Genomic DNA, 24,357 nt, shown 5'->3' on the forward strand with positions numbered 1-24,357 from the left:
CAACGATAACGCGTGTTTGCTGAATGAACGCGGCGCCTGTGAGTTTTTCGCGAGCAAGCTCGCTCCTACAAAATACAGTTAGAACGCGATAGAGGTTTGTACATACACCGTACGCGGCTCACCCACGTACTTGCCCTTGTTGTTGTCATCGAACGAGCGGGTGTAGTACTGCTTGTTGAAGATGTTCTTCACCCCCACCGCCACATTCAAGTCCGACAACTGCGGGCCGAAATCGTAGGCTGCGCGGCTGCTGAACAGCATGTAGCCGGGGATGCGCCCATTGGCACCGTCGGCGCTTTCGGCCTGGGTGTTGGCGTTGTCTGCGAACTGGCTGCTCTGGTAACTGCTGTCCACATTCAGCTTCCAAGGGCCTTCGGTGTAACCCACGCCGAGGGTGCCTTTGTGCTTGGAGGAGAAGGGCACGCGGTTGCCTTTGTTGGGGCCGTCTTCGCGGATGGTCGCATCCACATAGGCGTAGGTGGCGTACACATCGAAGCCGGCCAGTGCGGGGCTCAGGCCGTCGAGGGCGTAGTTGATGCTCGACTCGATGCCTTGGTGGCGAGTTTCACCGCGGGCGATCACGGTGTCGTTGGTCTGGTTGCTGTCGTACTGGTTGTCGAAGTTGATCAGGAATGCGCCGATTTCTGCGCGCAAGCTGCCGTTGTCGTAGCGCGTGCCGAGTTCCCAGGTGCGGGCTTTTTCCGGTTTCACTTCGCCACTGTTCACACGGTTGGGCATCTGGCTGTACTGCACGCTGCCGAACGAGCCTTCGGTGTTGGCGTAGAGGTTCCAATCATCGGTGAGGTGATAGAGCACGTTCAGCGCTGGCAGTGCGGTGTTGTAGTCGCCCTTGTATTTGACGTTGCTCAGGTTGTTAGTCTGCTGGGACTCGATCATCTCGTAGCGAATGCCTGGGGTGATGGTCCACTTGCCGATGTCGATGCGGTCGTCGATGAAGAACGCATTGGCTTCGGTGCCGCCGCGCGTGTCGCGGTCGTTGCGGCTGTTGGTGGTGGGGATTTGCTGGTTGACGGCAATCGGCGTGCGGTAGCGCAGCTCGTGGCCGGCTTCATTGATGTAGCGGTAGCCAACACCCACTTCGTGGCTGGTGGGGCCGAGGTCGAAGCCCTGGGCGAAGCGCGTTTCCAGGCCACGTACCCAATATTCCCGTGGCGACAGCGACAGGAAGCTGCCTTGGTCCAGGTAGCCGCTGCGCAGGGTCTTGGTGAAGAAACTGTTGACCGTGAATTCGCGGCGGTCCTGCTCGTAGCGGTAGCCGACGTTGAACATCGTGCGGCGGCCCCAGAACTTGTCATACGGGCGGGTGGACTGGTACGGATCAGCCTTGTAGTCCTTGACGTTCAAACCGCCCGGCATGTCGGCTTGGCCTTCGTAGTACTGCGCCATGGCGTTGAAGCTATTGGCGTCGTCCAACTGGTATTTGCCCTTGAGGATCAGGTCGTCGATGCGCGTGTTGCTGTTTTCGCGCCAGTCGCCGCCGCGGGTGCCGGAGTACAGCAGCGCGCCACCCAACCCATTGTCGGCGGTGCCGCCAGCCAGCAAGTTGCCGGTGGTCTTGAAGCCGTCGTGGCTGGAGGAGGGGCTGGTCTCGGTCTGCAAACCACCCTTGACCGTCGGCGCATCCGGGATGGCACGGGTGACGAAGTTGACGATGCCACCGACGTTTTGCGGGCCATAGCGCACCGCACCGCCGCCACGTACTACATCCACCGCGTCCATATTGCCCATGCTGATCGGCGCGAAGGAGAGTTGCGGCTGGCCGTAAGGCGCGAAGGGCACCGGGATGCCATCCATCAGCACGGTGGAGCGCGACGCCAGGCGCGGGTTGAGCCCGCGAATGCCGAAGTTCAGTGCCATGTCGTGGCTACCGGTGCCGTTGTTGTCCGGGGCGTTGACGCCAGGGATGCGGTTGAGCACATCGCGGGCCTGGGTGGCGCCCTGGCGTTCGAATTCTTCACGGCGGATCACATCTCGGGCGCCGGGGTGTTCGAACACGTTGGTTTGCGCCGCGTCACCGAGCCAGTCGCCGACCACGTTGGAGGTCTGCAACTCCAGTGTGGAGGGGGCGCCGGCCGGTTGCAGGCTGTAGGCGTTATCCCCCTCGGCGCGGGCTTGCAGGCCGGTGCCCTCCAGTAGTTTTTGCAGGCCCTCGGCAGTGCTGTAGCTGCCCGATAACCCAGGGCTTTGCATCCCTGCCGTCACGGCGGAGCCGAAGGACACCAGTACGCCGGCTTCGCGACCGAATTGATTCAGGGCCGCTTCCAGGGTGGTCGGGGCGATATGGTACGCCTTGGCGTCGGCTGCCATCACCGCCGGCAGTGTGGTCAGGCTGAGACTGGCACCGAGCAGGAGTTGGCGCAGTGTACGGGCGAGAAGCGTCGGGTGCTGGGGCATGAAGGGCGGTCCTGAGAAGGAAGGATCAAGGTGGCTTTCCTTCTCTGTCACGCCAGGTGCGGAAAACGGCTCACAGCTGCAAAAAATATTTCGAGCTCACCGCCCACTGTAGGAGCGAGCTTGCTCGCGAAGGTCGTCAACGATCACGCGGGTTGTCTGGTTTAACGCGGTGGGTTGAGGTTTTTCGCGAGCAAGCTCGCTCCTACAAAAAGCGCTATGCATCACGCACGTGCCTGCACGGTCACCCAATAACGGGTAAAGCGCCGCACTTTCACCGGCAGGCTGATCTCCAGCAGGTCGAGGATGCGTTCGCTGTCATCCAGTGGGTAACTGCCGGACAGCAGCAGGTTGGCGACTTGTGGATCGCAATGGAGCTGGCCGCGACGGTAGCGTCCCAATTCATTGAGGAAGTCTTCCAGGCGCATGTGTGCGGCCACCAGCATGCCGTCGGCCCAGGCGCCGCTGTTGGCGTCGGTGGGGCGCGGGGTGTCCCAGCCTTTGCGGGTGAAATTGACTTGGTGCGCGGCGTCGACACTAAGCGGCAGGCCGTTGTAGCGGTTGGGCATCACCTCGACCTGACCGGCCAGTACCGCCAGTTGGGTGTGGTCGTTGAACTGGCGCACAGTCAAGCGCGCCGCCTGGCTGCTGAGCAGGCCCTGGCCGGTCAGCACGTGCAACGGCGCCTGGCCTGCACGGGCGGTGAGCAGGATTTCACCTTCAAGCAGGCGCACCAGGCGCTGTTGGCCGTCGAAATGCACATCCACCGCGCTGCCGGTGTTGAGCTGCAACTGGCTGCCGTCGGCCAGCTGTACTGTGCGGCGCTGGCCCACCGGGCTGCGATAGTCAGCCGTCAGCGGCGGCAGAATATGTTGCTGGCGCAGGCTCCAGGCGGCGGCCGAACCGGCACCCAGAATCAACAGCAATTTAAGCGCCTGACGCCGGCTGGTGGAGGTGGGCGCGTTCAACGCCGCGTGGGCCAGGGGCGAGGGCACGCCGCGCAGGCGTTGGTTGACGCGCTGGATCTGCTCCCACGCGCGTTGGTGTTCGCTGTGGGCATTCAACCATTGCTGCCAGGCCGCCTGCTGGCGTGGGTTGAGCGTGCCTTGCTGCATTTCCAGCAACCAGTGCACGGCTTGTTCGGCGACTTGGCTGGAGACATTCATAGGGCGAAGTAGCAGCGCATGGCCGCTTTGGTCAGGTGGCGTTTGACCGTGGCGATGGAGATGCCCAGTTGCGCGCCGATTTGCGCGTAGGTCAGGCCGTCGAGTTGGGCCAGCAGGAAGGCGCGTTTGACCTGCTTGGGCAAGCCGTCGAGCAGTTGGTCCAGTTCCAGCAGGGTCTGCAGGATGATTGCGCGGTCTTCTTCCGACGGCGCCACGTGTTCGGGCATCTGCGCCAAGGCCTCGAGGTAGGCGCGCTCCAGGTCCTGGCGGCGGTAGAAGTTGAACAGCACACGCTTGGCCACGGTGGTGAGGAAGGCGCGCGGCTCGATCAGCGTTGGCGCTTCCCGGGCACTGAGCACGCGGATAAAGGTGTCCTGAGCCAGGTCGGCGGCGTTTTCCGGGCAGCCGAGCTTGCGTCGCAACCAGCCGGTGAGCCAGTGGTGATGGTCGTTGTACAACACTTCGACGGGGTTGGACGGCTGCAACGCGATCACTCCACAAGCATTCGACATGCTTTAGAGAACAAGAATTGTTCGCATTGTAGGGCGCATGACAAGGTTCGGCAATCGGCCAAGGCAGGTGATTCATCCGTTCTCTTTTGCTTATGAGAATATTTATCATTAATATTGCGCGCTGATGAACCAGGCGCCTGCCGCATGAAAAGCAAAACCTCATTGCCCGTGTCCTACCGCCTCGCCGTCACCTCGCGCGTGCTGGCGGCGGTGATTGGCGGTTACCTGATGGCTTCCCTGGCCGCCATTTGCCTGGCGCTCTGGCTGCCCACCTCCCGTGCCGATGCGGTGGTCACCGGCATGATGAGTTCCTTTGTGTTCTACCTGCTGGCGGTGCTCTGGTGTTTTGCCTGCCGCACGGCATGGCGCGCCTGGGCAGGGGTGATGGTGCCGAGCGCACTCTTGGCCACCCTGGCCGGCATCGGTTTTTGGATGGCTCGCACATGAAAGAGGGCTTTCGCCAGGCCATGGCCTGGCTGCACACCTGGGCAGGCTTGATCTTCGGCTGGCTGCTGTTCGCGATTTTCCTGACCGGCACCCTGGCCTATTTCAAAGATGAAATAACCCACTGGATGCAGCCCGAAGTGCAGGCCCATCCCCTGGACGATGAGCGCAGCCTCGCCGTCGCGCAAAACTATCTGCAACAGCAGGCGCCTACCGCCGCACGCTGGTTCATTACCTTGCCGAACCGCCGCGACCCCGGCTTGTCGGTGATGTGGCAAGACAAGGTCGAGCCCGGCAAGCGCGGCACTTTCATCCAGAAAGTCCTCGACCCCGTCACCGGCCAACCGGTGCAGGCCCGGGAAAGCAAGGGCGGTGAGTTCTTCTATCGCTTCCACTTCCAACTGCAAATGCCTTACCCGTGGGGCCGCTGGCTGTCGACCATCGCTGCCATGGTGATGTTCGTCGCGCTGATCACGGGCATCATCACCCACAAGAAAATCTTCAAGGACTTCTTCACCTTCCGCCCGCGCAAAGGCCAGCGCTCCTGGCTGGACGGGCATAACGCGGTGGGTGTGCTGGTGCTGCCGTTTCACCTGATGATCACCTACAGCAGCCTGGTGATTTTCATGAGCATGGTCATGCCCGCGCCCATCGTGGCGTCCTACGGTGACGACAGCCGGGCGTTTTTCAGTGAGCTGTTCCCCGCTACTGACAATGCGCCGGCCCTCGGCCAGCCGGGCAAACTGCTGCCGTTGATGCCGATGTACCAGCAGGCGCGGGAGCAGTGGGCAGGTGGTCATGTAGGGCGTGTGGCGGTCAACAACCCTGGCGATGTCAACGCCTCGGTCAATGTGTTCCGCGCCGGCTCCGACAGCGTAGTGCATGCGTCGGGCAGTACGTTGTCGTTTAGCGGCACCACTGGCGAGCTGTTGCGGGCCAGTGCCGAGCCATCGTTGCCAGCGGTCGTTGGTGGCAGTTTCTACGGTTTGCACATGGGCCATTTCGCCGGCCCGGTGCTGCGCTGGCTGTACTTTATCTGCGGCCTGGCGGGCACGGCGATGATCGGCACAGGCTTGGTGATCTGGCTGGGCAAACGTCAGCTCAAACACGCCAAGGCCTCGGTGATGCCCTTTGAACTGCGTTTGGTGGAGGTGCTGAATATCGCCAGCATGTCCGGATTGATGATCGCCATTGCAGCGTTTTTCTGGGCCAACCGCCTGCTGCCGGTGAGCTTCACCGAGCGTTCGGACTGGGAAGTGCAGGCGTTCTTTATCGCCTGGGGCCTGAGCCTGTTGCACGCCTTGCTGCGGCGCGGTCGCCAGGGCTGGGTCGAGCAACTGAGCCTCGGCGCGCTATTGTTTGCCGCCATTCCATTGCTTAACGCCATCACCACCTCGCACCACTTGGGCGTCTCCGTGCCAAGTGGCGACTGGGCCATGGCCGGCTTCGACCTCACCTGCCTGGCGAGTGGCGTGTTCCTCGCCTGGGCAGCCTGGACGATGCACCACCGCAGCGCGCCGCTACCCAAGGCCGAGCGTGCCCGCGGGTTAACACTCAAGCAGCAGGCCAACTGATGCTTCTGGCGCTATTGATGTGCTACGCCGGGTTCATGGCACTGTGCTTGTCCACCGACCGTCACCACGGCGAACTGCTGCACAGCAAACCCACGCCCATTCGGCGCTTGGGGTTGCGGGTGGGCGGTTGGTTGCTGCTGGGCGTGTCGATCTGGCCATCGGTGCTGGGCGCCGGTTGGAGTCAGGGCCTGGTGGAGTGGTGCGCGGTGTTGATGCTCAGCGCCTTGCTACTGGTGTTGCTGTTGCCGTATCGGCCGAGGCTGGCCTTGATCCTCGCGGGGCTCGCTCTTCTGGCCAGCCCTGTTGCGGCGTTCGCCCTCTCTTGAGCCGGCCATGAGGACCCAACCACCGCAATCTTCTCAGGACACTCCGCACCCGGATGCAGCGGGTGGACGCGCGCATTTCCTGCAGGTGTTTTTGTCCCAGCGCTCGCAAATGGAGGCGTTGGTCAGCCGCCGTGTGGGTTGCCGCGCCACGGCAGCCGACCTGGTGCAGGATCTGTTCCTGCGCTTCTGGCGTCGCCCGCTGGTGCAGGTCGAAGAGCTGAGCACCTACCTGCTGCGCTGCGCCGGCAACATCGCCATCGACCACCTGCGCAGCGAAAGCGCACGGGCGCGCAGCAGCGAAGGCTGGCTACCGGAACAATCCGACCACCAAGGCTGCGAACCCCAGGCAGCGCTGGAGGCGGGCAATGATCTGCGTCATGTGGAAGCCGCCTTGCGCAGCTTGCCCGAGCGCACCCGCCAGATTTTCCTGCTTAACCGCATCCACGGGCGCAAGTACACCGAAATTGCCAAGGCCATGGGCCTGTCCCAAAGCGCCGTGGAAAAACATATGATGCGCGCCCTCGAAGCCTGCAAGGCCAGCCTTCGCGAACCATCGCCTCCACGCACGCCAGGGAACGCCCCGTGAACGTCACGCCCACGCCCGCCCAGGAACAGGCCGCGCTCGATTGGTTGTGCCTGCTGCATGACCAGCCCAGCAGCGGCGACCAGGCCACGTTCAGCCGCTGGTTACGCGCAGATCCCGCACACGTCGAGGCATACTCCCAAGCCCAGGTGCTCTGGGAATTAAGCGAAGTACCGGCGCGCCAGCTGGCCGACGAGGACGCGCTCGCGTTGCAGGGCTACCTCAACACGATCAACGCCTCCAAACGCTCCCGGGTAGCGCGTTGGTCTGGTGCCTTGGCCGTCGCCGCCTGCTTGCTGCTGATGGTGTCGATGGGCGTCGGTTGGCAGCCGTCACGCTGGGTCGATGAGTGGGGCGCCGATTATGTGACGGCGCCGGGGGAGGTGAAGACCTTCACCCTGGCCGATCAATCCAAGGTCACCCTCGACGCCGACAGCGCCATCGCCGTGGATTTCAGCCAGGGCGAACGGCACATCCAATTGCGCCGTGGTGCAGGTTTTTTCAGCGTGACCCACACCGGCCAACCCTTCGTGGTGGAGGCGAGCGGCGGTGAAACGCGAGTACTGGGAACTCAGTTTGAAGTGCGCCTGCAACCTGACGGCGCCGAGGTCACTGTGCTGTCCGGCCGTGTGGGCGTGACGCCCTCCAAACAGGGCCAGCAACAGGTGCTGACAGCAGGCCAGCAAGTGGCCTACGCCGATGGTATTGCCGACCCTTTGCATGGGGTCGACAGCGCCTCACGCCTGGCCTGGCGCGAGGGTTGGCTCAACTACTACAAGGCCCCCCTGGCCGATGTGGTCGAGGACCTGAGGCGTTATTACCCCGGTCGAATTCTTCTGCTTAACGAGGACATGGCCGCAAAACGCGTCAGCGGCAGCTTTCCGAGCCAGGACCCTGTAGCGGTCTTGAACGCCTTGCAAGCGGTGCTGGGTTTTGAACAGCACAGCCTGTTGGGCCGCATGATTGTGCTGCGCTAGGGCTGTGTTGGGGTTTTCGCTGCTGAATCTGTCAGGCAAGAAATACCTCAGCTCGACACGCTCGGCGATGGTGTCGCTGGAGGCCAATTTTAAATCACACCCCAGAGCTCGATGCGCAGAGCAGGCTTGTGTGGGAGCTGGCTTGCCTGCGATAGCGGTGTGTCAGTCACAGGTATTGAACCTGTTACACCGCCATCGCAGGCAAGCCAGCTCCTACATTTGATTGGGTGTTACTTCAGGGCGGCCATGATTGCTTCGGGGTTGTAGTCGCGAATCAAGGTGCCGTTCACGTCCACAAACGGAATCCCGCCACCGCCCAGCGCCTCATACGCCTTGCGCGCCTTGGCATCCTTCTCGATATCGACGGCTTGGTACGGGATACCCTTCTGGTCCAGAAAACGCCGGATCTGCTTGCAGTACCCACACCACTCGGTGGCATAGAGCACCACCCGCGCAGAGGCACGTACGTGCTCGGGCGCCACCTGGGACGGGTTGAACAGCCGCTCCACCTTGCCCCAGTTCTGGATCGCAACCACCACCAGCAACACCAGCAGAACTTTCTTGAGCACCCCGCCCAGCATCAGTTACGGCGCTTGAGCTGGTCGGTCAGTTGGGTCGGCAGGCCCTTGATGATCAAGGTGCCGGCGGCTTCGTCGTACTCGATCTTGTCGCCCAGCAGGTGCGCTTCAAAGCTGATGGACAGGCCCTCGGCGCGCCCGGTGAAGCGGCGGAACTGGTTGAGGGTGCGTTTGTCGGCCGGAATCTCCGGCGACAGGCCGTAATCCTTGTTGCGGATATGGTCGTAGAAGGCTTTTGGCCGCTCCTCATCGATCAGCCCGGAGAGCTCTTCCAGGCCCATGGGTTCGCCGAGCTTGGCCTGGCTGCTGGCGTAGTCCACCAGGGTCTTGGTTTTCTCGCGGGCGGACTCGTCGGGCAGGTCTTCGCTTTCAACGAAGTCACTGAACGCCTTGAGCAGGGTGCGGGTTTCGCCCGGGCCATCCACGCCTTCCTGGCAGCCGATGAAGTCGCGGAAGTACTCCGAGACCTTCTTGCCGTTCTTGCCTTTGATGAAGGAGATGTACTGCTTGGACTGCTTGTTGTTCTGCCACTCGGAGACGTTGATACGCGCCGCCAGGTGCAGTTGGCCCAGGTCCAGGTGACGCGAGGGCGTCACGTCCAGCTCGTCGGTCACCGCCACGCCTTCGCTGTGGTGCAGCAGGGCGATAGCCAGGTAGTCGGTCATGCCTTGCTGGTAATGGGCAAACAGCACATGGCCGCCGGTGGAGAGGTTGGATTCCTCCATCAGCTTTTGCAGGTGCTCTACCGCCGTGCGGCTGAAGGTGGTGAAGTCCTGGCCACCGTCAAAGTATTCTTTCAACCAACCGCTGAACGGGTGCGCGCCGGACTCGGCATGGAAGAAACCCCAGGCCTTGCCTTGTTTGGCGTTGTAGCTCTCGTTGAGGTCGGCAAGCATGTTCTCGATGGCGGCGGACTCGGACAGCTCCGAGTCGCGGGCGTGAAGAACTGCGGGTGTGCCGTCGGGTTTTTTGTCGATCAGGTGGACGATGCAATGACGGATCGGCATAGGCTTCTCGGCTGGTTGAAGGGGAGCGGTCGGCCTCCCCGAAAAGTCGCCCAGTGTACCGCACCCATTGGTCAAGACGTGCCCCGAACGGCATTTTGCACGCCCTCCCACTGGCCATATGCCTTTTTTTCACGGTTTAGAGCGATAAAGCTGACCAAATGGGTATGTTGAGGCGGATATTTCCCCGTCTCTGTGCTAGTTTTGCCCCGTCTTACGCCAAGTCTCGGCGTTAAGCGTGCATTCAGCATTTGTCAGGTCGAACCAATCCCCGTTTCAAGCATCTATAACCCCGATCTCCGTGGTTATGGCCGGGGATGCCAGGCCATGACGGTCGGGCTCGACGGCTGACACTGCACTCTGCAATCCATATGAATTTGATAGGGAAGGAACACCACAATGGCTATTACTAAAGACCAACTGATCGCTGACCTGGCTGAAGCAGTAGACGCACCGAAAACTACCGTGCGCGCTCTGCTGGACCAACTGAGCCAAGTTGTTGCTGATCAGCTGGAAAATGGCGGCGAAATCACTCTGCCAGGCGTTGGCAAACTGAAAGTGACCGAGCGTCCTGCCCGTACTGGCCGTAACCCTTCGACTGGCGCTGCCATCGAAATCGCTGCCAAGAAAGTTATCAAGCTGGTTGTGGCTAAAGGCCTGACCGACGCTGTTAACAAGTAAGACGCAGCAAAAAAACCGTGCTTCGGAGTGATCCGGGCACGGTTTTTTATTGCCTGCGATTTTATTGTAGAGCGCGGTTATTGTGGCGAGGGAGCTTGCTCCCGCTGGAGTGCGCAGCGCTCCCAGGATTTTGGGGCCGCTGCGCTGCCCAGCGGGAGCAAGCTCCCTCGCCACAATGATTCTTATCGAACCCAGCGCTGGCGCCAGATCTGCTGCTCGTTCTTGGTCTGGAATGTCCAGGCCACAAAGCGGCTCTGCTTCTGCCCCTGGGACATCTCCACCACCTGGCTTTCCAGCACGCCGGCTTTTTTCAGCGCGGTTTCGATCGCCGGCAGGTTGGACGCTTTGGACACCAGGGTGCTGAACCACAGCACTTTATGGGCAAAATGCGCGCTCTCGGCGATCAGCTGCGTCACAAACCGCGCTTCTCCACCTTCACACCACAGTTCGGCCGATTGACCACCGAAGTTAAGCACCGGCAACTTGCGTTTCGGGTCGGCCTTGCCCAAGGCGCGCCATTTACGCTCGCTGCCTTTGGTGGCTTCGTCCATGGATGCATGGAACGGCGGGTTGCACATCGTAAGGTCAAAGCGCTCACCCGGCTCCAGCAGGCCCAACAGGATCTGCTTGGGGTTGGGTTGCTGGCGCAGCTGGATGACCTTGCTCAGGTCGTTGGACTGCACGATGGCCTTGGCGGCGGACACAGCGATCGGGTCGACCTCCGAGCCCAGGAAGTTCCAGCGGTACTCCATATAGCCAATCAGCGGGTACACGCAGTTGGCGCCCATACCGATGTCCAGCACCTTGACGATCGAGCCCCGCGGGATCTTGCCGTCGTTGACGCTGGCCAGCAGGTCGGCGAGGAAGTGCACGTAGTCGGCACGCCCCGGCACCGGCGGGCACAGGTAGTCGGCAGGGATGTCCCAATGCTGGATGCCATAGAACGACTTGAGCAGTGCCCGGTTGAACACCCGCACCGCATCCGGGCTGGCGAAGTCGATGCTCTCTTTGCCGTAGGGGTTGATGATCACGAACTGCGCCAGTTCCGGCGTGGTCTTGATCAGCGCCGGGAAGTCGTAACGGCCCGTGTGGCGGTTGCGCGGGTGCAGTGTGGCCTCTTTGCGCGGCGCGACGGGTTTGGCCGTGGCGGCGGTTTTAGGCTTCTTGCGCGGTGGTTTGGGCGTAGTGGGGGCGGTCATGATGATTCTGGTGTTGGCTCAATGTGGTGGGCATTGTCACACATTCCTGAACACAACTCGGTCAAATGTGGGAGCTGGCTTGCCTGCGATAGCATCACCTCGGTCTGCCTGATACACCGAGTCGTCAGTATCGCAGGCAAGCCAGCTCCCACAGGGATAGGGTTTTGATTGGGAAATGGTGTCGTTTTCCTGGACAAAAAAAAGAGGCCCGAAGGCCTCTTTCTCTACACGGTTTCCCCTTACAGGCTGGAAATCCGCGCATGTTGCTCCGCCAGCTTGCCCAAGGCCTGTTCAGCCTCGGCCAACTTGGCGCGTTCTTTCTCGATCACTTCAGCCGGCGCCTTGTCAACGAACGCCGCGTTGGACAGCTTGCCGCCCACTCGCTGCACTTCGCCTTGCAGACGCGCAATTTCCTTGTCGAGGCGGGCCAGTTCCGCGCCCTTGTCGATCAGGCCGGCCATCGGCACCAGCACTTCCATATCACCCACCAACGCGGTGGCAGACAACGGTGCTTCGGCATCGGCAGCCAATACGGTGATCGACTCCAGCTTGGCCAGCTTCTTGAGCAGCGCATCGTTCTCGCTGAGGCGACGCTGGTCTTCGGCACTGGCGTTCTTGACGAACACGGCCAGCGGCTTGCCCGGACCGATGTTCATCTCGGCGCGGATGTTACGTGTGCCGAGCATCAGAGTCTTGAGCCATTCGATATCGCTTTCGGCGGCCTCATCGATGCGCGCTTCGTTGGCCACCGGCCAAGGTTGCAGCATGATGGTCTTGCCTTCGATACCGGCCAGCGGCGCCAGGCGCTGCCAGATTTCTTCGGTGATGAACGGCATGAACGGGTGCGCCAGGCGCAACGCCACTTCCAGCACGCGCACCAGGGTGCGACGGGTGCCGCGCTGGCGTTCGACCGGCGCGTTTTCGTCCCACAGTACCGGCTTGGACAGTTCCAGGTACCAGTCGCAATACTGGTTCCAGATGAACTCGTACAGGGCCTGTGCGGCCAGGTCGAAACGGAACTGGTCGAGCTGGCGGGTCACTTCGGCTTCGGTGCGCTGCAACTGCGAGATGATCCAGCGATCCGCCAGGCTCAGCTCATAGGCTTCGCCGTTCTGGCCGCAGTCTTCGCCTTTGTCCAGCACGTAGCGCGCCGCGTTCCAGATCTTGTTGCAGAAGTTGCGATAGCCTTCGACGCGGCCCATGTCGAACTTGATGTCGCGACCGGTGGAGGCCAGCGAGCAGAAGGTGAAGCGCAGGGCGTCGGTGCCGTAGCTGGCGATACCGTCGGCGAATTCGTCGCGGGTCTGCTTCTCGATCTTTTTCGCCAGTTTCGGCTGCATCAGGCCCGAGGTGCGTTTCTGCACCAGGGTTTCCAGGTCGATGCCGTCGATGATGTCCAGCGGGTCCAGGACGTTGCCCTTGGACTTGGACATCTTCTGGCCCTGGCCGTCGCGTACCAGGCCGTGTACGTACACGGTCTTGAACGGTACCTGCGGGGTGCCGTCTTCGTTCTTCACCAGGTGCATGGTGAGCATGATCATCCGGGCAACCCAGAAGAAAATGATGTCGAAGCCGGTGACCAGCACGTCGGTGGAGTGGAATTTCTTCAGGAACTCGGTCTGCTGCGGCCAGCCCAGGGTAGAGAAGGTCCACAGGCCCGAACTGAACCAGGTGTCCAGTACGTCGTTGTCCTGTTGCAGCGCGATGTCCGCGCCGAGGTTGTGCTTGGCACGCACTTCGGCTTCGTCGCGGCCTACATAGACCTTGCCCGACTCGTCGTACCAGGCCGGAATACGGTGGCCCCACCACAGCTGACGGCTGATGCACCAGTCCTGGATGTCGCGCATCCACGAGAAGTACATGTTTTCGTACTGTTTAGGCACGAACTGGATGCGGCCATCTTCCACGGCGGCAATCGCAGGTTCTGCCAGCGGCTTGGTGGACACGTACCACTGGTCGGTCAGCCACGGCTCGATCACGGTGCCGGAGCGGTCGCCCTTCGGCACTTTCAGGCCGTGGTCGTCAACGCTGACCAGCAAACCGGCAGCGTCGAAGGCGGCAACGATCTGTTTGCGCGCTTCAAAACGGTCCAGGCCTGCGTATTCGGCCGGGATCTTGCCGTCAATGCTGTCGTTGAGCGTGCCGTCCAGGTTGAACACCTGGCAGGCCGGCAATACGGCGGCATTCTTGTCGAAGATGTTCAGCAACGGCAGGTTGTGGCGCTTGCCGACTTCGTAGTCGTTGAAATCGTGGGCCGGGGTGATTTTCACGCAGCCGGTGCCGAACTCAGGGTCGCAGTAGTCATCCGCGATGATCGGGATACGGCGGCCAACCAGTGGCAGTTCGACGAATTTGCCGATCAGCGCCTGGTAGCGCTCGTCGTTCGGGTTAACGGCGACGGCGGCATCGCCGAGCATGGTTTCCGGTCGGGTGGTGGCGACGATCAGGTAATCATTGCCTTCAGCGGTCTTGGCGCCGTCGGCCAGCGGGTACTTGAGGTTCCACAGGAAGCCTTTCTCGTCGTGGTTTTCCACTTCAAGGTCGGAAATGGCCGTGTGCAACTTGGTGTCCCAGTTGACCAGGCGCTTGCCGCGGTAGATCAGGCCGTCTTCATGCAAGCGCACGAAGGCTTCCTTAACGGCTTCGGACAGGCCGTCGTCCATGGTGAAGCGCTCGCGGCTCCAGTCTACGGACGAACCCAGGCGACGGATCTGACGGCTGATATTGCCGCCGGACTGGTCTTTCCATTCCCAGACTTTCTCCAGGAATTTCTCGCGACCCAGGTCGTGACGGTTCTGGCCGGTGGCTTCCAGTTGGCGTTCCACCAGCATCTGGGTGGCGATACCGGCGTGGTCGGTGCCCGGTTGCCACAGGGTGTCGCGACCCTGCATGCGGCGGAAGCGGATCAACGCATCCATGATCGCATTGTTGAAGCCATGGCCCATGTGCAGGCTGCCAGTGACGTTCGGTGGCGGAATCATGATGGTGTACGAGTCGCCCGCACCTTGTGGGGCGAAATAGTTCTCGGACTCCCAGGTGTTGTACCAGGAAGTTTCGATAGCGTGGGGCTGGTAGGTCTTATCCATGCGCGGCGGGACCCTAGTTGGCATTTATTCAGGAAAGCCGGCAAGTATAACGGGGGATAGGGGCGAGGGCGAGGCGAAGACGGTTAAGACCGATGCAGAATTAATGTGGGAGCTGGCTTGCCTGCGATGGCGGTGTTTCAGTCAGCATCTTCGGCGACTGATGCGCCGCCATCGCAGGCAAGCCAGCTCCCACAGGGGTCTATGCAAGGTTTAAGACTGGTATTGGCTGAGCAACCGCTCCATCCGCGCATCCATCCGACGCTTGATCTCGGCCTCGATATGCGGCGCAAAGTCATCGATCACATCCTGCATGATCAATTGCGCAGCGGCGCGCAGTTCGTTGTCCAGGTGCAGCAGCAGGGCGTCGGGGGCTTTTTCGGCGGCTGGAGCGGGTTCTGCAATCGCAGGTGCCGGCGCGGCAGGCTTGCCGCCGACCATGTCGAACAACAGCGGAATCTGTACCTCACCCTCGACCGTCTCGGTCAGCAGCGGCGGTTGCAGGTTGTCATCACCCAGCAACTGACGGATCGACTCCAGGTCGTCCAGCAGGTGTTCGTCTTTTTTCAGCGGGTTGGGAGTGTCCATCATGTACTCAAAGTCGTTGTAGCCGGTGATCTTGCAGAGGATAGCCCTGTTCACGGTAGAAACGGAAACTCTCCCGCGCAGCCTGACGAATAGCCGGGTCTTCCACTACCACTTCCGCCACACGGGCGAACGCTTGGGCAAAGGCCGGTACTTTCAGGTCGAGGTTGACCAGCAAGTCATGGTGATCGCCGCAATTGTCACCCAAGCCCAGGACTACCAGGCTTTCAGGTTCGGATTCGGCGGGGCCGTGGGGCACGAAGCTTTCGCCCTTGAATCGCCACAGACGGGCATCAAGTTCTTCACGTTGGGCGGCATCGCTGCAGTGCAGGTAGATGCGATGGCCCATGCGCCAGGCTTTTTCAGTGAGTTTGCAGGCAAAGTCCAGGCGCGCGAGAGGATCGGCGCTGGGCAATATATAGAAGTCGACTTGGGGCATTGGAAATCCTGGGGCTGGCCTGGTTGCCCCTCTGTAGGAGCGAGCTTGCTGTGGCGAGCAAGCTTGCTTGCGCTGTGGTGCGCAGTGCCCCTAAAAAGCCGGGGACTGCTACGCAGTCAACGGGAGCAAGCTCCCTCGCCACAGCAAGCTCGCTCCTACAGAAGGGCCGGGGCCGCTTAAGCTTTGGCGCGATCCAGCAGGTATTGGGTCAGCAGGGGTACCGGACGGCCAGTGGCGCCCTTGTCCTTGCCGCCGCTGGTCCAGGCCGTGCCGGCGATGTCCAGGTGAGCCCAGTTGAAGTTCTTGGCAAAGCGCGACAGGAAGCAGGCCGCGGTGATGGTGCCGGCTTTCGGGCCACCGATGTTGGCGATGTCGGCGAACGGGCTATCGAGCTGTTCCTGGTACTCATCGAACAGCGGCAGTTGCCAGGCGCGGTCGTCGGCGGCCTTGCCGGCGCTGAGCAGTTGCTCGATCAGTTCGTCGTTGTTGCCCAGCAGGCCCGAAGTGTGGGAACCCAAGGCAACGATGCACGCGCCGGTCAGGGTCGCGATGTCGATCACGGCCTGGGGCTTGAAGCGCTCGGCGTAGGTCAGGGCATCGCACAGCACCAGGCGGCCTTCGGCGTCGGTGTTGAGGATCTCCACAGTCTGGCCGCTCATGGTGGTGACGATATCGCCTGGGCGAGCCGCGCCGCCGCTCGGCATGTTCTCGGCGCAGGCCAAAATGCACACCAGGTTGATCGGCAGCTTGAGTTCCAGCACGGCACGCAGGGTGCCGAACACGCTGGCGGCGCCGCCCATGTCGTACTTCATCTCGTCCATGCCCGCACCGGGCTTGAGGCTGATGCCGCCGGTATCGAAAGTGATGCCTTTACCTACCAGGGCGTAAGGCTTCTCGGACTTCTTGCCGCCGTTGTATTGCATCACGATCAGGCGTGGCGGCTGGTCGCTGCCCTGGCCCACGGCATAGAACGAGCCCATGCCCAGGTCCTTGATCTTCTTCTCGTCCAGTACCTCAACCTTCAAGCCCTTGAACTCTTTGCCCAATGCCTTGGCCTGTTCGCCCAGGAATGTCGGGTGGCAGATATTCGGCGGCAGGTTGCCCAGGTCGCGAGTGAACGACATGCCGTTGGCGATGGCCTGGGCGTGGGTGACGGCGCGCTGGACTTCAGCCTGGGCGGCCTTGATGGTCAGCAGGGTGATTTTCTTCAGGGCGCGCGGTTCGGTTTTCTGGCTCTTGAACTGGTCGAAAATATAGCCGCCGTCCACCAGCGACTCGGCCAGCAGGCGGGTCTTGCCGTAGCTGTCGCGGCCCTTGACCACGATTTCATCGAGCGCCAGCACCGCATCGCTGCCGCCCAGGCCCTTGAGGGTGGTGAGGATGCCGCTGACGATCTTGCGAAACGGACGGTCGCCCAGTTCGGCATCCTTGCCCACGCCCACCAGCAAAACGCGCTCGGCTTTAAGGTTGGGCAGGCTCTGCAGCAGCAGGCTCTGGCCGACCTTGCCGGCCAGGTCGCCGCGCTTGAGCACTGCGCTGATAGCGCCGCCGCTCAGTTCGTCCAGTTGCTTGGCGGCGACGCCGAGTGTGCGGCCTTCGCCGACAGCGACCACGAGGGTGGCGGTTTTCAACGTTTCGGGGCTAACGCTTTTTACAACCAATTCCATTTTCGGGTCCCTTATCAAGGTCTGTGAGCCGGGAGCTTGTACTCCGGCTTTAAAGCTCGGCAGCGTTGTAAACCGCCAGCGACAAAGGCCGCAGTTTGAACCTCGCCAACGGAGCCTGACAACCCTTGGCGCACGCTTTGTGCGTGCGCATGAGTAAGCTCCGTGACAGGCGAGGTCAATCACAGGATAATGCGCCATCTTTTTAGCCGGCCCGTGGTAAGCGGGTCGACTCGGTATGCTTGCTTGTTTGGCCGCCTTAGCCTGACAACCCTGGAGTGTCTGGTTTGATTGTCTTCCGTTATCTGTCCCGCGAAGTCCTGTTGACCCTGAGTGCCGTGAGTGCGGTGTTGCTGGTCATCATCATGAGTGGTCGTTTCGTCAAGTTCCTGGCCCAAGCCGCCGCTGGCGCCCTGGATCCGGGCTCACTGTTCCTGATCATGGGCTACCGGATGCCCGGCATGCTCCAGTTGATCCTGCCGCTTGGCCTGTTTCTCGGCATATTGCTGGCCTATGGCCGGCTGTACTTGGAAAGCGAGATGACCGTGCTGTCGGCCACCGGCATGAGCCAGCAGCGCCTGCTGGCCATGACCATGGTGCCTGCCGCCGGTGTTGCCCTGGTGGTGGCCTGGTTGAGCATGAGCCTGGCGCCCCAGGGGGCCATGCAATTCCAGCTCCTGCTGAACAAGCAGGATGCGATGACTGAGTTCGACACCCTCGAGCCCGGTCGCTTCCAGTCGCTCAGCGACGGTTCGCGGGTGACCTACACCGAAACCATGACCGACGACCGCTCCAACCTTGGCGGCGTGTTCATCTCCCAGAAGAACCTCGGTCAGAACCAGAAGGATCGGGGTATTTCGATTCTGGTGGCCGACAGCGGTCGCCAGGAAATCCGTCCCGATGGCAATCGCTACCTGATCCTGGAAAACGGCTACCGCTACGACGGCAGCCCTGGCCTGGCGGATTATCGGGCGATCAAGTACGACACCTATGGCGTCATGCTGCCCAAGGCCGAGATCAGTGACGAGGTCACCGACCGCGACGCACTGCCCACCTCATCGCTGTTCGGCAGCCCGGAGTTGCGCTCCATCGCCGAGTTGCAATGGCGCCTGTCCCTGCCGCTGCTGGTGTTTATCGTGACCCTGATGGCCGTGCCGCTGTCGCGCGTCAACCCGCGCCAAGGGCGTTTCCTCAAGTTGCTGCCAGCGATCCTGCTGTACATGGCCTACCTGACCATCCTGATTTCTGCCCGTGGTTCCCTGGAGAAGGGCAAGTTGCCACCGGCCCTGGGCCTGTGGTGGGTGCACGGGGTTTTCCTGATGATCGGCCTGGGGCTGCTTTACTGGGAACCTATCCGTTTGAAAATGAAGAGCCGTCGTGGCCTGAAGGAGTTGGCCCGTGGCTAAGCTTGATCGCTACATCGGCATTAGCGTACTGATCGCCATCCTGGCGGTACTGGGCATCATTCTCGGCCTGGCCTTGCTGTTCGCCTTCATTGATGAAGTGGGCAACGTTACTGACACTTACACAGTCACGGACGTGCTGAGCTACGTCGCACTGACCGCGCCGCGCCGCCTCTACGACATGATGCCAATGGCCGCGCTGATTGGCTGCCTGATCGGCCTGGGCACCCTGGCCAGCAACAGCGAGCTGACCATCATGCGCGCCGCCGGGGTTTCCATCGGCCGTATCGTCTGGGCGGTGATGAAGCCGATGCTGCTGCTGATGGCCTGCAGTGTGCTGATCGGTGAATACGTCGCGCCACCGGCCGAAGCCACCGCCCAGGCCAATCGCGCCCTGGCCCAGGGTTCGGGCGATGCGCAAAGCGCCAAGCACGGCCTGTGGCACCGCCAGGGTGACGAGTTCATCCACATCAACGCCGTGCAACCGGGTGGCCTGTTGATCGGGGTGACCCGCTACACCTTTGACAAAGAACGGCACATGTTGTCGTCCAGCTTCGCCAAGCGCGCGCAGTACAGTGGCGAGCAATGGCAACTGAGCGACGTCACCACCACGCACTTCCGTAACGTGGGCCAGGGCACCCAGTCCAGCACCGAAGTGGTCAATGTGCCGACCGAACAGTGGGATATCGCCCTCAAGCCGGAGTTGCTCAACACCGTGGTCATGGTGCCGGAAGCCCTGCCGATCTCCGGTTTGTGGAGCTATATCCACTACCTCAAGGAGCAGGGTTTGAACAATGGCCGCTACTGGCTGGCGTTCTGGGTGAAAGTCTTGCAGCCGGTGGTTACCGCGGCCTTGGTGTTGATGGCGATCTCCTTCATTTTCGGGCCATTGCGTTCCGTGACCCTGGGCCAACGGGTATTTACCGGCGTGCTGGTGGGCTTCACCTTCCGCATCGCCCAGGACTTGCTTGGGCCGTCGAGCCTGGTATTCGGCTTCTCGCCGCTGTTTGCGGTGCTGGTGCCAACAGCTATTTGTGCCGTGGCCGGGTTCTGGCTGCTCCGCCGGGCGGGTTGAAGCCGCGCTCGCTAAATGCCACTCACTGTAGGAGCGAGCTTGCTCGCGAAAGTCTGCGAAACGCAGCGTTTATCCAGAATAAGCGCGTTATCGTTGGCGATTTTCGCGAGCGAGCTCGCTCCTACAGTTTTAAGCCCCATTAAAGTGGGGCTTTTTTGTATTGGTCAGCAAAGATGACGTCTGGCCTGAGCATCAGGTACAATTCCCGGCTATTTTTCAGCGGGCAATCTGCCTGCAGCCTTTTTGAGTGTTGATCCGTGAGTGATTTGAGTCATATCCGCAATTTCTCCATCATCGCCCACATTGACCATGGCAAGTCGACGCTGGCCGATCGATTTATCCAAATGTGCGGCGGCCTTGCCGAGCGTGAAATGGAAGCCCAGGTACTGGATTCCATGGACCTCGAACGCGAGCGCGGGATCACCATCAAGGCCCACAGCGTCACGCTGTACTACAAGGCCAAAGACGGCATTACTTACCAACTGAACTTCATTGACACCCCGGGCCACGTTGACTTCACCTACGAAGTCAGCCGTTCGCTGGCGGCCTGCGAAGGCGCGTTGCTGGTGGTCGATGCTGGCCAGGGCGTGGAGGCGCAGTCGGTTGCCAACTGCTACACCGCGATCGAGCAGGGCCTGGAAGTCATGCCCGTGCTCAACAAGATCGACCTGCCCCAGGCCGAGCCTGAGCGCGTCAAGGAAGAGATCGAGAAGATCATCGGCATCGACGCCACCGACGCCGTCACCTGCAGCGCCAAGACCGGCCTGGGTGTCGACGAAGTGCTCGAACGCCTGGTGCATACCATTCCCGCACCGACCGGCAACTACGAAGATCCGCTGCAAGCGTTGATCATCGACTCCTGGTTTGACAACTACCTGGGCGTTGTTTCCCTGGTACGCGTGCGCCATGGCCGTGTGAAGAAGGGCGACAAGATCCTGGTCAAGTCCACTGGCAAGATCCACCTGGTGGACAGCGTCGGTGTATTCAACCCGAAACACACCGCGACCACTGATCTGAAAGCCGGTGAAGTAGGCTTCATCATCGCTGGCATCAAGGATATTCACGGTGCACCAGTGGGTGACACCCTGACCCTGAGCTCCACGCCAGACGTCGACGTGCTGCCCGGCTTCAAGCGCATCCAGCCACAGGTCTACGCCGGCCTGTTCCCGGTCAGCTCCGATGACTTCGAAGATTTCCGCGAAGCCCTGCAAAAACTGACCCTCAACGACTCGTCGTTGCAGTACACCCCGGAAAGCTCCGACGCCCTGGGCTTCGGCTTCCGTTGCGGGTTCCTGGGCATGCTGCACATGGAGATCATCCAGGAGCGCCTCGAGCGCGAATACGACCTGGACCTGATCACCACCGCGCCAACCGTTATTTTTGAGTTGCTGCTCAAAACCGGTGAAACGATTTACGTCGACAACCCCTCCAAGCTTCCGGACCTGTCGGCCATCGAAGACATGCGCGAGCCGATCGTGCGGGCCAATATCCTGGTACCGCAGGAACACTTGGGCAACGTCATTACACTGTGTATCGAAAAGCGTGGCGTGCAGCGCGACATGCTGTTCCTCGGTACTCAGGTACAAGTGACCTACGATATGCCGATGAACGAAGTGGTCCTGGACTTCTTCGACCGTCTCAAGTCCACCAGTCGCGGCTATGCTTCGCTGGACTACCATTTCGATCGTTACCAATCGGCTAATCTGGTGAAACTGGATGTGCTGATCAACGGCGACAAGGTAGATGCCCTGGCACTGATCGTGCACAAGGACAACGCGCATTACAAAGGTCGCCAACTGACCGAGAAGATGAAAGAACTGATTCCGCGCCAGATGTTCGACGTCGCGATCCAGGCCGCCATCGGCGGGCAGATCATTGCACGGACTTCCGTCAAGGCTCTCAGAAAGAACGTACTGGCCAAATGCTACGGCGGTGACGTAAGCCGTAAGCGCAAACTGCTTGAGAAGCAAAAGGCCGGTAAAAAACGCATGAAGCAAGTAGGCAACGTGGAAGTTCCACAAGAAGCCTTCCTTGCGGTGCTCAGGTTGGATAGTTAGGTCCTATGTCACTAAATTTCCCGCTGTTGCTGGTCATTGCCGTTGCCGTCTGTGGTCTCCTGGCGTTGCTCGATCTGGTGTTCTTCGCCCCGCGTCGTCGGGCGGCCATCGCTTCCTATCAGGGCAGCGTCAGCCAGCCCGATGCGGTGGTGGTCGAGAAGCTGAACAAAGAGCCCTTGCTGGTTGAGTACGGCAAGTCGTTCTTCCCGGTGTTGTTCATCGTGCTGGTGCTGCGCTCGTTTCTGGTAGAGCCGTTCCAGATCCCTTCGGGGTCGATGAAACCCACCCTGGACGTGGGCGACTTCATCCTGGTGAACAAGTTTTCCTACGGCATTCGCCTGCCGGTGATCGACAAGAAAGTCATCCCGGTAGGTGACCCGCAGCGCGGCGATGTGATGGTGTTCCGCTACCCAAGCGACCCGAACGTCAACTACATCAAGCGAGTCGTCGGCCTGCCGGGCGACGTGGTGCGCTACACCAGCGACAAGCGCCTGTTCATCAATGGTGAGTCGGTGGCCGAGAAGCTGTTGGGCGCCGAGCCGAATACCTTGGGCAGCGCCGAGCTGTACCAGGAAAAACTCGGTGCGGTGGAGCACCAAATCCGCAAGGAAATGAGCCGCTACCGTGCGATGCCGGATGGCCAGTGGAAAGTGCCTGCCGGGCACTACTTCATGATGGGCGACAACCGGGACAACTCCAACGACAGCCGCTACTGGGATGACCCCAACATTCCCAAGGATCTGCTGGGCATGGTGCCGGACGAGAACATTGTCGGCAAAGCCTTCGCGGTCTGGATGAGTTGGCCGGAACCCAAGCTCAGCCACCTGCCGAACTTCTCGCGGGTCGGGCTGATCAAGTAATACAAGCGGCGCTGTGAACACAGCGCCGAATGCTTTTCTGGGGCTTGGACATTTTCCGATGCCCGGTACCCATCAGGATTTGAATTTGAACACTGCGTCAATCGTCGATGGCCGCCGGTGCCATCAACTAGATATGGATAAACCGTGACCGTTTCTCTAAGTCGTCTCGAGCGTCAGCTCGGCTACACCTTCAAGGACCAGGAATTGATGGTCCTTGCCCTCACACATCGCAGCTTTGCAGGGCGCAATAACGAGCGCCTGGAATTCCTCGGTGACGCTATCCTCAATTTCGCCGCCGGCGAGGCGCTGTTCGAGCGCTTCCCCCAAGCGCGAGAAGGCCAGCTGTCGCGCCTGCGCGCACGCCTTGTGAAAGGCGAGACCCTGGCCGTGCTGGCCCGAGGCTTTGGCCTGGGCGAGTATCTGCGGCTGGGTTCCGGTGAGTTGAAAAGCGGCGGTTTCCGTCGCGAGTCAATCCTGGCTGATGCCCTGGAAGCCTTGATCGGTGCGATCTACCTCGATGCAGGCATGGAGACGGCCAAGGAGCGCGTTGTCGCCTGGCTGGCCTCGGAAATCGAAAGCCTGACGCTGGTAGATACCAACAAGGATCCCAAGACCCGCCTGCAAGAGTACCTGCAGTCCCGCGGTTGCGAACTGCCACGCTACGAAGTGGTGGATATCCAGGGCGAGCCCCATTGCCGGGTGTTCTTCGTGGAATGTGAAATCACTTTATTGAACGAAAAAAGCCGAGGTCAGGGTGTGAGCCGTCGTATTGCCGAACAGGTAGCGGCCGCTGCAGCACTGATTGCCCTGGGCGTGGAGAATGGCCATGACTGATTCAACCGCAACACGCTGTGGCTATGTTGCCATCGTCGGCCGCCCGAACGTGGGCAAGTCCACGCTGCTCAACCACATCCTCGGCCAGAAGCTCGCGATCACCTCGCGCAAGCCCCAGACCACCCGCCACAACATGCTGGGCATCAAGACCGAAGGCAACGTGCAAGCGGTGTATGTCGATACTCCTGGCATGCACAAAGGCGGCGAGAAAGCCCTGAACCGCTACATGAACAAGACCGCCTCGGCCGCGTTGAAAGACGTCGACGTGGTGATCTTCGTGGTCGACCGCACCAAGTGGACTGACGAAGACCAGATGGTCCTCGAGCGTGTGCAATACGTGACCGGCCCGTTGATCGTCGCGCTGAACAAGACCGACCGTATCGAAGACAAAGCCGAGCTGATGCCGCACCTGACCTGGTTGCAGGAACAACTGCCGAACGCCCAGATCATGCCGATCTCGGCCCAGCACGGCCACAACCTCGAAGCCCTGGAGCGCGTGATCGCCGGTTACCTGCCGGAAAACGAGCACTTCTTCCCGGAAGACCAGATCACCGACCGCAGCAGCCGCTTCCTTGCCGCCGAACTGGTCCGCGAGAAAATCATGCGCCAGATGGGCGCCGAGCTGCCGTACCAGATCACCGTCGAAATCGAAGAGTTCAAGCAGCTGGGCAAGACCTTGCACATTCATGCGCTGATCCTCGTCGAACGCGACGGCCAGAAGAAAATCATCATTGGCGACAAGGGCGAGCGTATCAAGCGCATCGGCACCGAAGCGCGCAAGGACATGGAGCTGCTGTTCGACTCCAAGATCATGCTCAACCTGTGGGTGAAGGTTAAGGGTGGCTGGTCCGATGATGAGCGTGCGTTGCGCTCTCTGGGCTATGGCGACCTGTAACGGGTT

General features: G+C 61.0%; 22 protein-coding genes. 12 read left to right on the plus strand and 10 right to left on the minus strand.

Annotated features, from left to right (window positions below):
* Nucleotides 1-78: 78 nt before the first annotated feature.
* From fecA to GIW79_RS05795, 3 genes are all read right to left on the minus strand, one after another.
* On the minus strand, nucleotides 79-2,415 hold the full coding sequence (gene fecA / locus GIW79_RS05785) for a TonB-dependent Fe(3+) dicitrate receptor FecA (protein ID WP_089041334.1): 2,337 nt from the start codon (nucleotides 2,413-2,415) through the stop codon (nucleotides 79-81).
* A 221-nt stretch (nucleotides 2,416-2,636) separates the two neighbouring features.
* A complete protein-coding gene (locus tag GIW79_RS05790; RefSeq protein ID WP_089041333.1) occupies nucleotides 2,637-3,578 on the minus strand; it encodes a FecR domain-containing protein in 942 nt (313 codons plus the stop codon).
* Nucleotides 3,575-4,063, minus strand: coding sequence for a sigma-70 family RNA polymerase sigma factor (locus GIW79_RS05795; RefSeq protein ID WP_014717061.1), 489 nt, complete (start codon nucleotides 4,061-4,063; stop codon nucleotides 3,575-3,577). Before GIW79_RS05795 ends, GIW79_RS05790 begins: the two co-directional genes overlap by 4 nt.
* 171 nt (nucleotides 4,064-4,234) lie before the next feature.
* On the opposite strand from GIW79_RS05795, the gene GIW79_RS05800 reads away from it, so the two are divergent.
* From GIW79_RS05800 to GIW79_RS05820, 5 genes are read left to right on the plus strand one after another with little or no spacing between them, the layout of a single operon-like run.
* Nucleotides 4,235-4,537, plus strand: a complete 303-nt coding sequence (locus GIW79_RS05800) for a DUF3649 domain-containing protein (protein ID WP_014717062.1) — start codon at nucleotides 4,235-4,237, stop codon at nucleotides 4,535-4,537.
* Nucleotides 4,534-6,108, plus strand: a complete 1,575-nt coding sequence (locus GIW79_RS05805; RefSeq protein WP_057976119.1) for a PepSY-associated TM helix domain-containing protein — start codon at nucleotides 4,534-4,536, stop codon at nucleotides 6,106-6,108. The genes GIW79_RS05800 and GIW79_RS05805 overlap by 4 nt, the downstream gene beginning before the upstream one ends.
* On the plus strand, nucleotides 6,108-6,434 hold the full coding sequence (locus GIW79_RS05810) for a DUF3325 domain-containing protein (RefSeq protein ID WP_034128665.1): 327 nt from the start codon (nucleotides 6,108-6,110) through the stop codon (nucleotides 6,432-6,434). Before GIW79_RS05805 ends, GIW79_RS05810 begins: the two co-directional genes overlap by 1 nt.
* Before the next feature lie 7 nt (nucleotides 6,435-6,441).
* A complete protein-coding gene (locus GIW79_RS05815; RefSeq protein WP_054897746.1) occupies nucleotides 6,442-7,020 on the plus strand; it encodes an RNA polymerase sigma factor in 579 nt (192 codons plus the stop codon).
* Nucleotides 7,017-7,994, plus strand: a complete 978-nt coding sequence (locus GIW79_RS05820; protein ID WP_054897747.1) for a FecR family protein — start codon at nucleotides 7,017-7,019, stop codon at nucleotides 7,992-7,994. Before GIW79_RS05815 ends, GIW79_RS05820 begins: the two co-directional genes overlap by 4 nt.
* Nucleotides 7,995-8,224: 230 nt before the next feature.
* Here the strand turns inward: GIW79_RS05820 and GIW79_RS05825 are convergent, their stop codons facing one another.
* Nucleotides 8,225-8,575 (minus strand): glutaredoxin family protein, encoded by a 351-nt coding sequence (locus tag GIW79_RS05825; RefSeq protein ID WP_054921114.1) that lies wholly within the window; start codon nucleotides 8,573-8,575, stop codon nucleotides 8,225-8,227.
* Entirely contained in the window at nucleotides 8,575-9,579 is a 1,005-nt protein-coding gene (gene yejK / locus GIW79_RS05830) for a nucleoid-associated protein YejK (protein WP_065885922.1), read from the minus strand. The genes GIW79_RS05825 and yejK overlap by 1 nt, the downstream gene beginning before the upstream one ends.
* A 396-nt stretch (nucleotides 9,580-9,975) precedes the next feature.
* Between yejK and GIW79_RS05835 the strand changes: the two genes are divergently transcribed.
* Nucleotides 9,976-10,257 carry an HU family DNA-binding protein gene (locus GIW79_RS05835; RefSeq protein ID WP_003188840.1) on the plus strand — a complete coding sequence of 94 codons (282 nt, stop codon included), beginning with the start codon at nucleotides 9,976-9,978 and terminating at the stop codon, nucleotides 10,255-10,257.
* A gap of 182 nt (nucleotides 10,258-10,439) precedes the next feature.
* Here the strand turns inward: GIW79_RS05835 and rlmF are convergent, their stop codons facing one another.
* The 5 genes from rlmF to GIW79_RS05860 all read right to left on the minus strand — a co-directional run bounded on the left by rlmF (nucleotide 10,440) and on the right by GIW79_RS05860 (nucleotide 17,230).
* Nucleotides 10,440-11,456: a 23S rRNA (adenine(1618)-N(6))-methyltransferase RlmF gene (rlmF, locus tag GIW79_RS05840; protein ID WP_034128662.1), complete on the minus strand. Its 1,017-nt coding sequence runs from the start codon at nucleotides 11,454-11,456 to the stop codon at nucleotides 10,440-10,442.
* Between the two features lie 239 nt (nucleotides 11,457-11,695).
* The gene (locus tag GIW79_RS05845; RefSeq protein WP_054897749.1) at nucleotides 11,696-14,542 is read right to left on the minus strand and encodes a valine--tRNA ligase; all 2,847 of its coding nucleotides are present in this window, start codon (nucleotides 14,540-14,542) and stop codon (nucleotides 11,696-11,698) included.
* A 210-nt stretch (nucleotides 14,543-14,752) separates the two neighbouring features.
* On the minus strand, nucleotides 14,753-15,127 hold the full coding sequence (locus GIW79_RS05850; protein WP_057976113.1) for a hypothetical protein: 375 nt from the start codon (nucleotides 15,125-15,127) through the stop codon (nucleotides 14,753-14,755).
* Between the two features lie 7 nt (nucleotides 15,128-15,134).
* Nucleotides 15,135-15,563 (minus strand): DNA polymerase III subunit chi, encoded by a 429-nt coding sequence (locus GIW79_RS05855; protein WP_034128659.1) that lies wholly within the window; start codon nucleotides 15,561-15,563, stop codon nucleotides 15,135-15,137.
* 176 nt (nucleotides 15,564-15,739) lie between these two features.
* Nucleotides 15,740-17,230 carry a leucyl aminopeptidase gene (locus tag GIW79_RS05860; protein WP_072447568.1) on the minus strand — a complete coding sequence of 497 codons (1,491 nt, stop codon included), beginning with the start codon at nucleotides 17,228-17,230 and terminating at the stop codon, nucleotides 15,740-15,742.
* A gap of 284 nt (nucleotides 17,231-17,514) precedes the next feature.
* Here GIW79_RS05860 and lptF point away from each other — a divergent pair, with 284 nt between their 5' ends.
* The 6 genes from lptF (at nucleotide 17,515) to era (ending at nucleotide 24,351) form a co-directional block, all read left to right on the plus strand.
* Nucleotides 17,515-18,633: an LPS export ABC transporter permease LptF gene (gene lptF / locus GIW79_RS05865; protein WP_034128657.1), complete on the plus strand. Its 1,119-nt coding sequence runs from the start codon at nucleotides 17,515-17,517 to the stop codon at nucleotides 18,631-18,633.
* Nucleotides 18,626-19,705, plus strand: coding sequence for an LPS export ABC transporter permease LptG (gene lptG, locus GIW79_RS05870; protein WP_003188851.1), 1,080 nt, complete (start codon nucleotides 18,626-18,628; stop codon nucleotides 19,703-19,705). Before lptF ends, lptG begins: the two co-directional genes overlap by 8 nt.
* A 257-nt stretch (nucleotides 19,706-19,962) precedes the next feature.
* Nucleotides 19,963-21,762: a translation elongation factor 4 gene (lepA, locus tag GIW79_RS05875; protein WP_032877619.1), complete on the plus strand. Its 1,800-nt coding sequence runs from the start codon at nucleotides 19,963-19,965 to the stop codon at nucleotides 21,760-21,762.
* Between the two features lie 5 nt (nucleotides 21,763-21,767).
* Nucleotides 21,768-22,622 carry a signal peptidase I gene (gene lepB / locus GIW79_RS05880; protein WP_003188855.1) on the plus strand — a complete coding sequence of 285 codons (855 nt, stop codon included), beginning with the start codon at nucleotides 21,768-21,770 and terminating at the stop codon, nucleotides 22,620-22,622.
* Nucleotides 22,623-22,766: 144 nt separating this feature from the next.
* On the plus strand, nucleotides 22,767-23,456 hold the full coding sequence (rnc, locus tag GIW79_RS05885) for a ribonuclease III (protein WP_003188856.1): 690 nt from the start codon (nucleotides 22,767-22,769) through the stop codon (nucleotides 23,454-23,456).
* Complete coding sequence (era, locus tag GIW79_RS05890; RefSeq protein ID WP_236453844.1) at nucleotides 23,449-24,351, plus strand: GTPase Era; 903 nt, start codon at nucleotides 23,449-23,451, stop codon at nucleotides 24,349-24,351. Before rnc ends, era begins: the two co-directional genes overlap by 8 nt.
* Nucleotides 24,352-24,357 lie beyond the last annotated feature (6 nt).

The sequence above is a fragment of the Pseudomonas sp. PA-7-1E genome (assembly GCF_021605325.1).
Lineage (GTDB): Bacteria > Pseudomonadota > Gammaproteobacteria > Pseudomonadales > Pseudomonadaceae > Aquipseudomonas > Aquipseudomonas fluorescens_BV.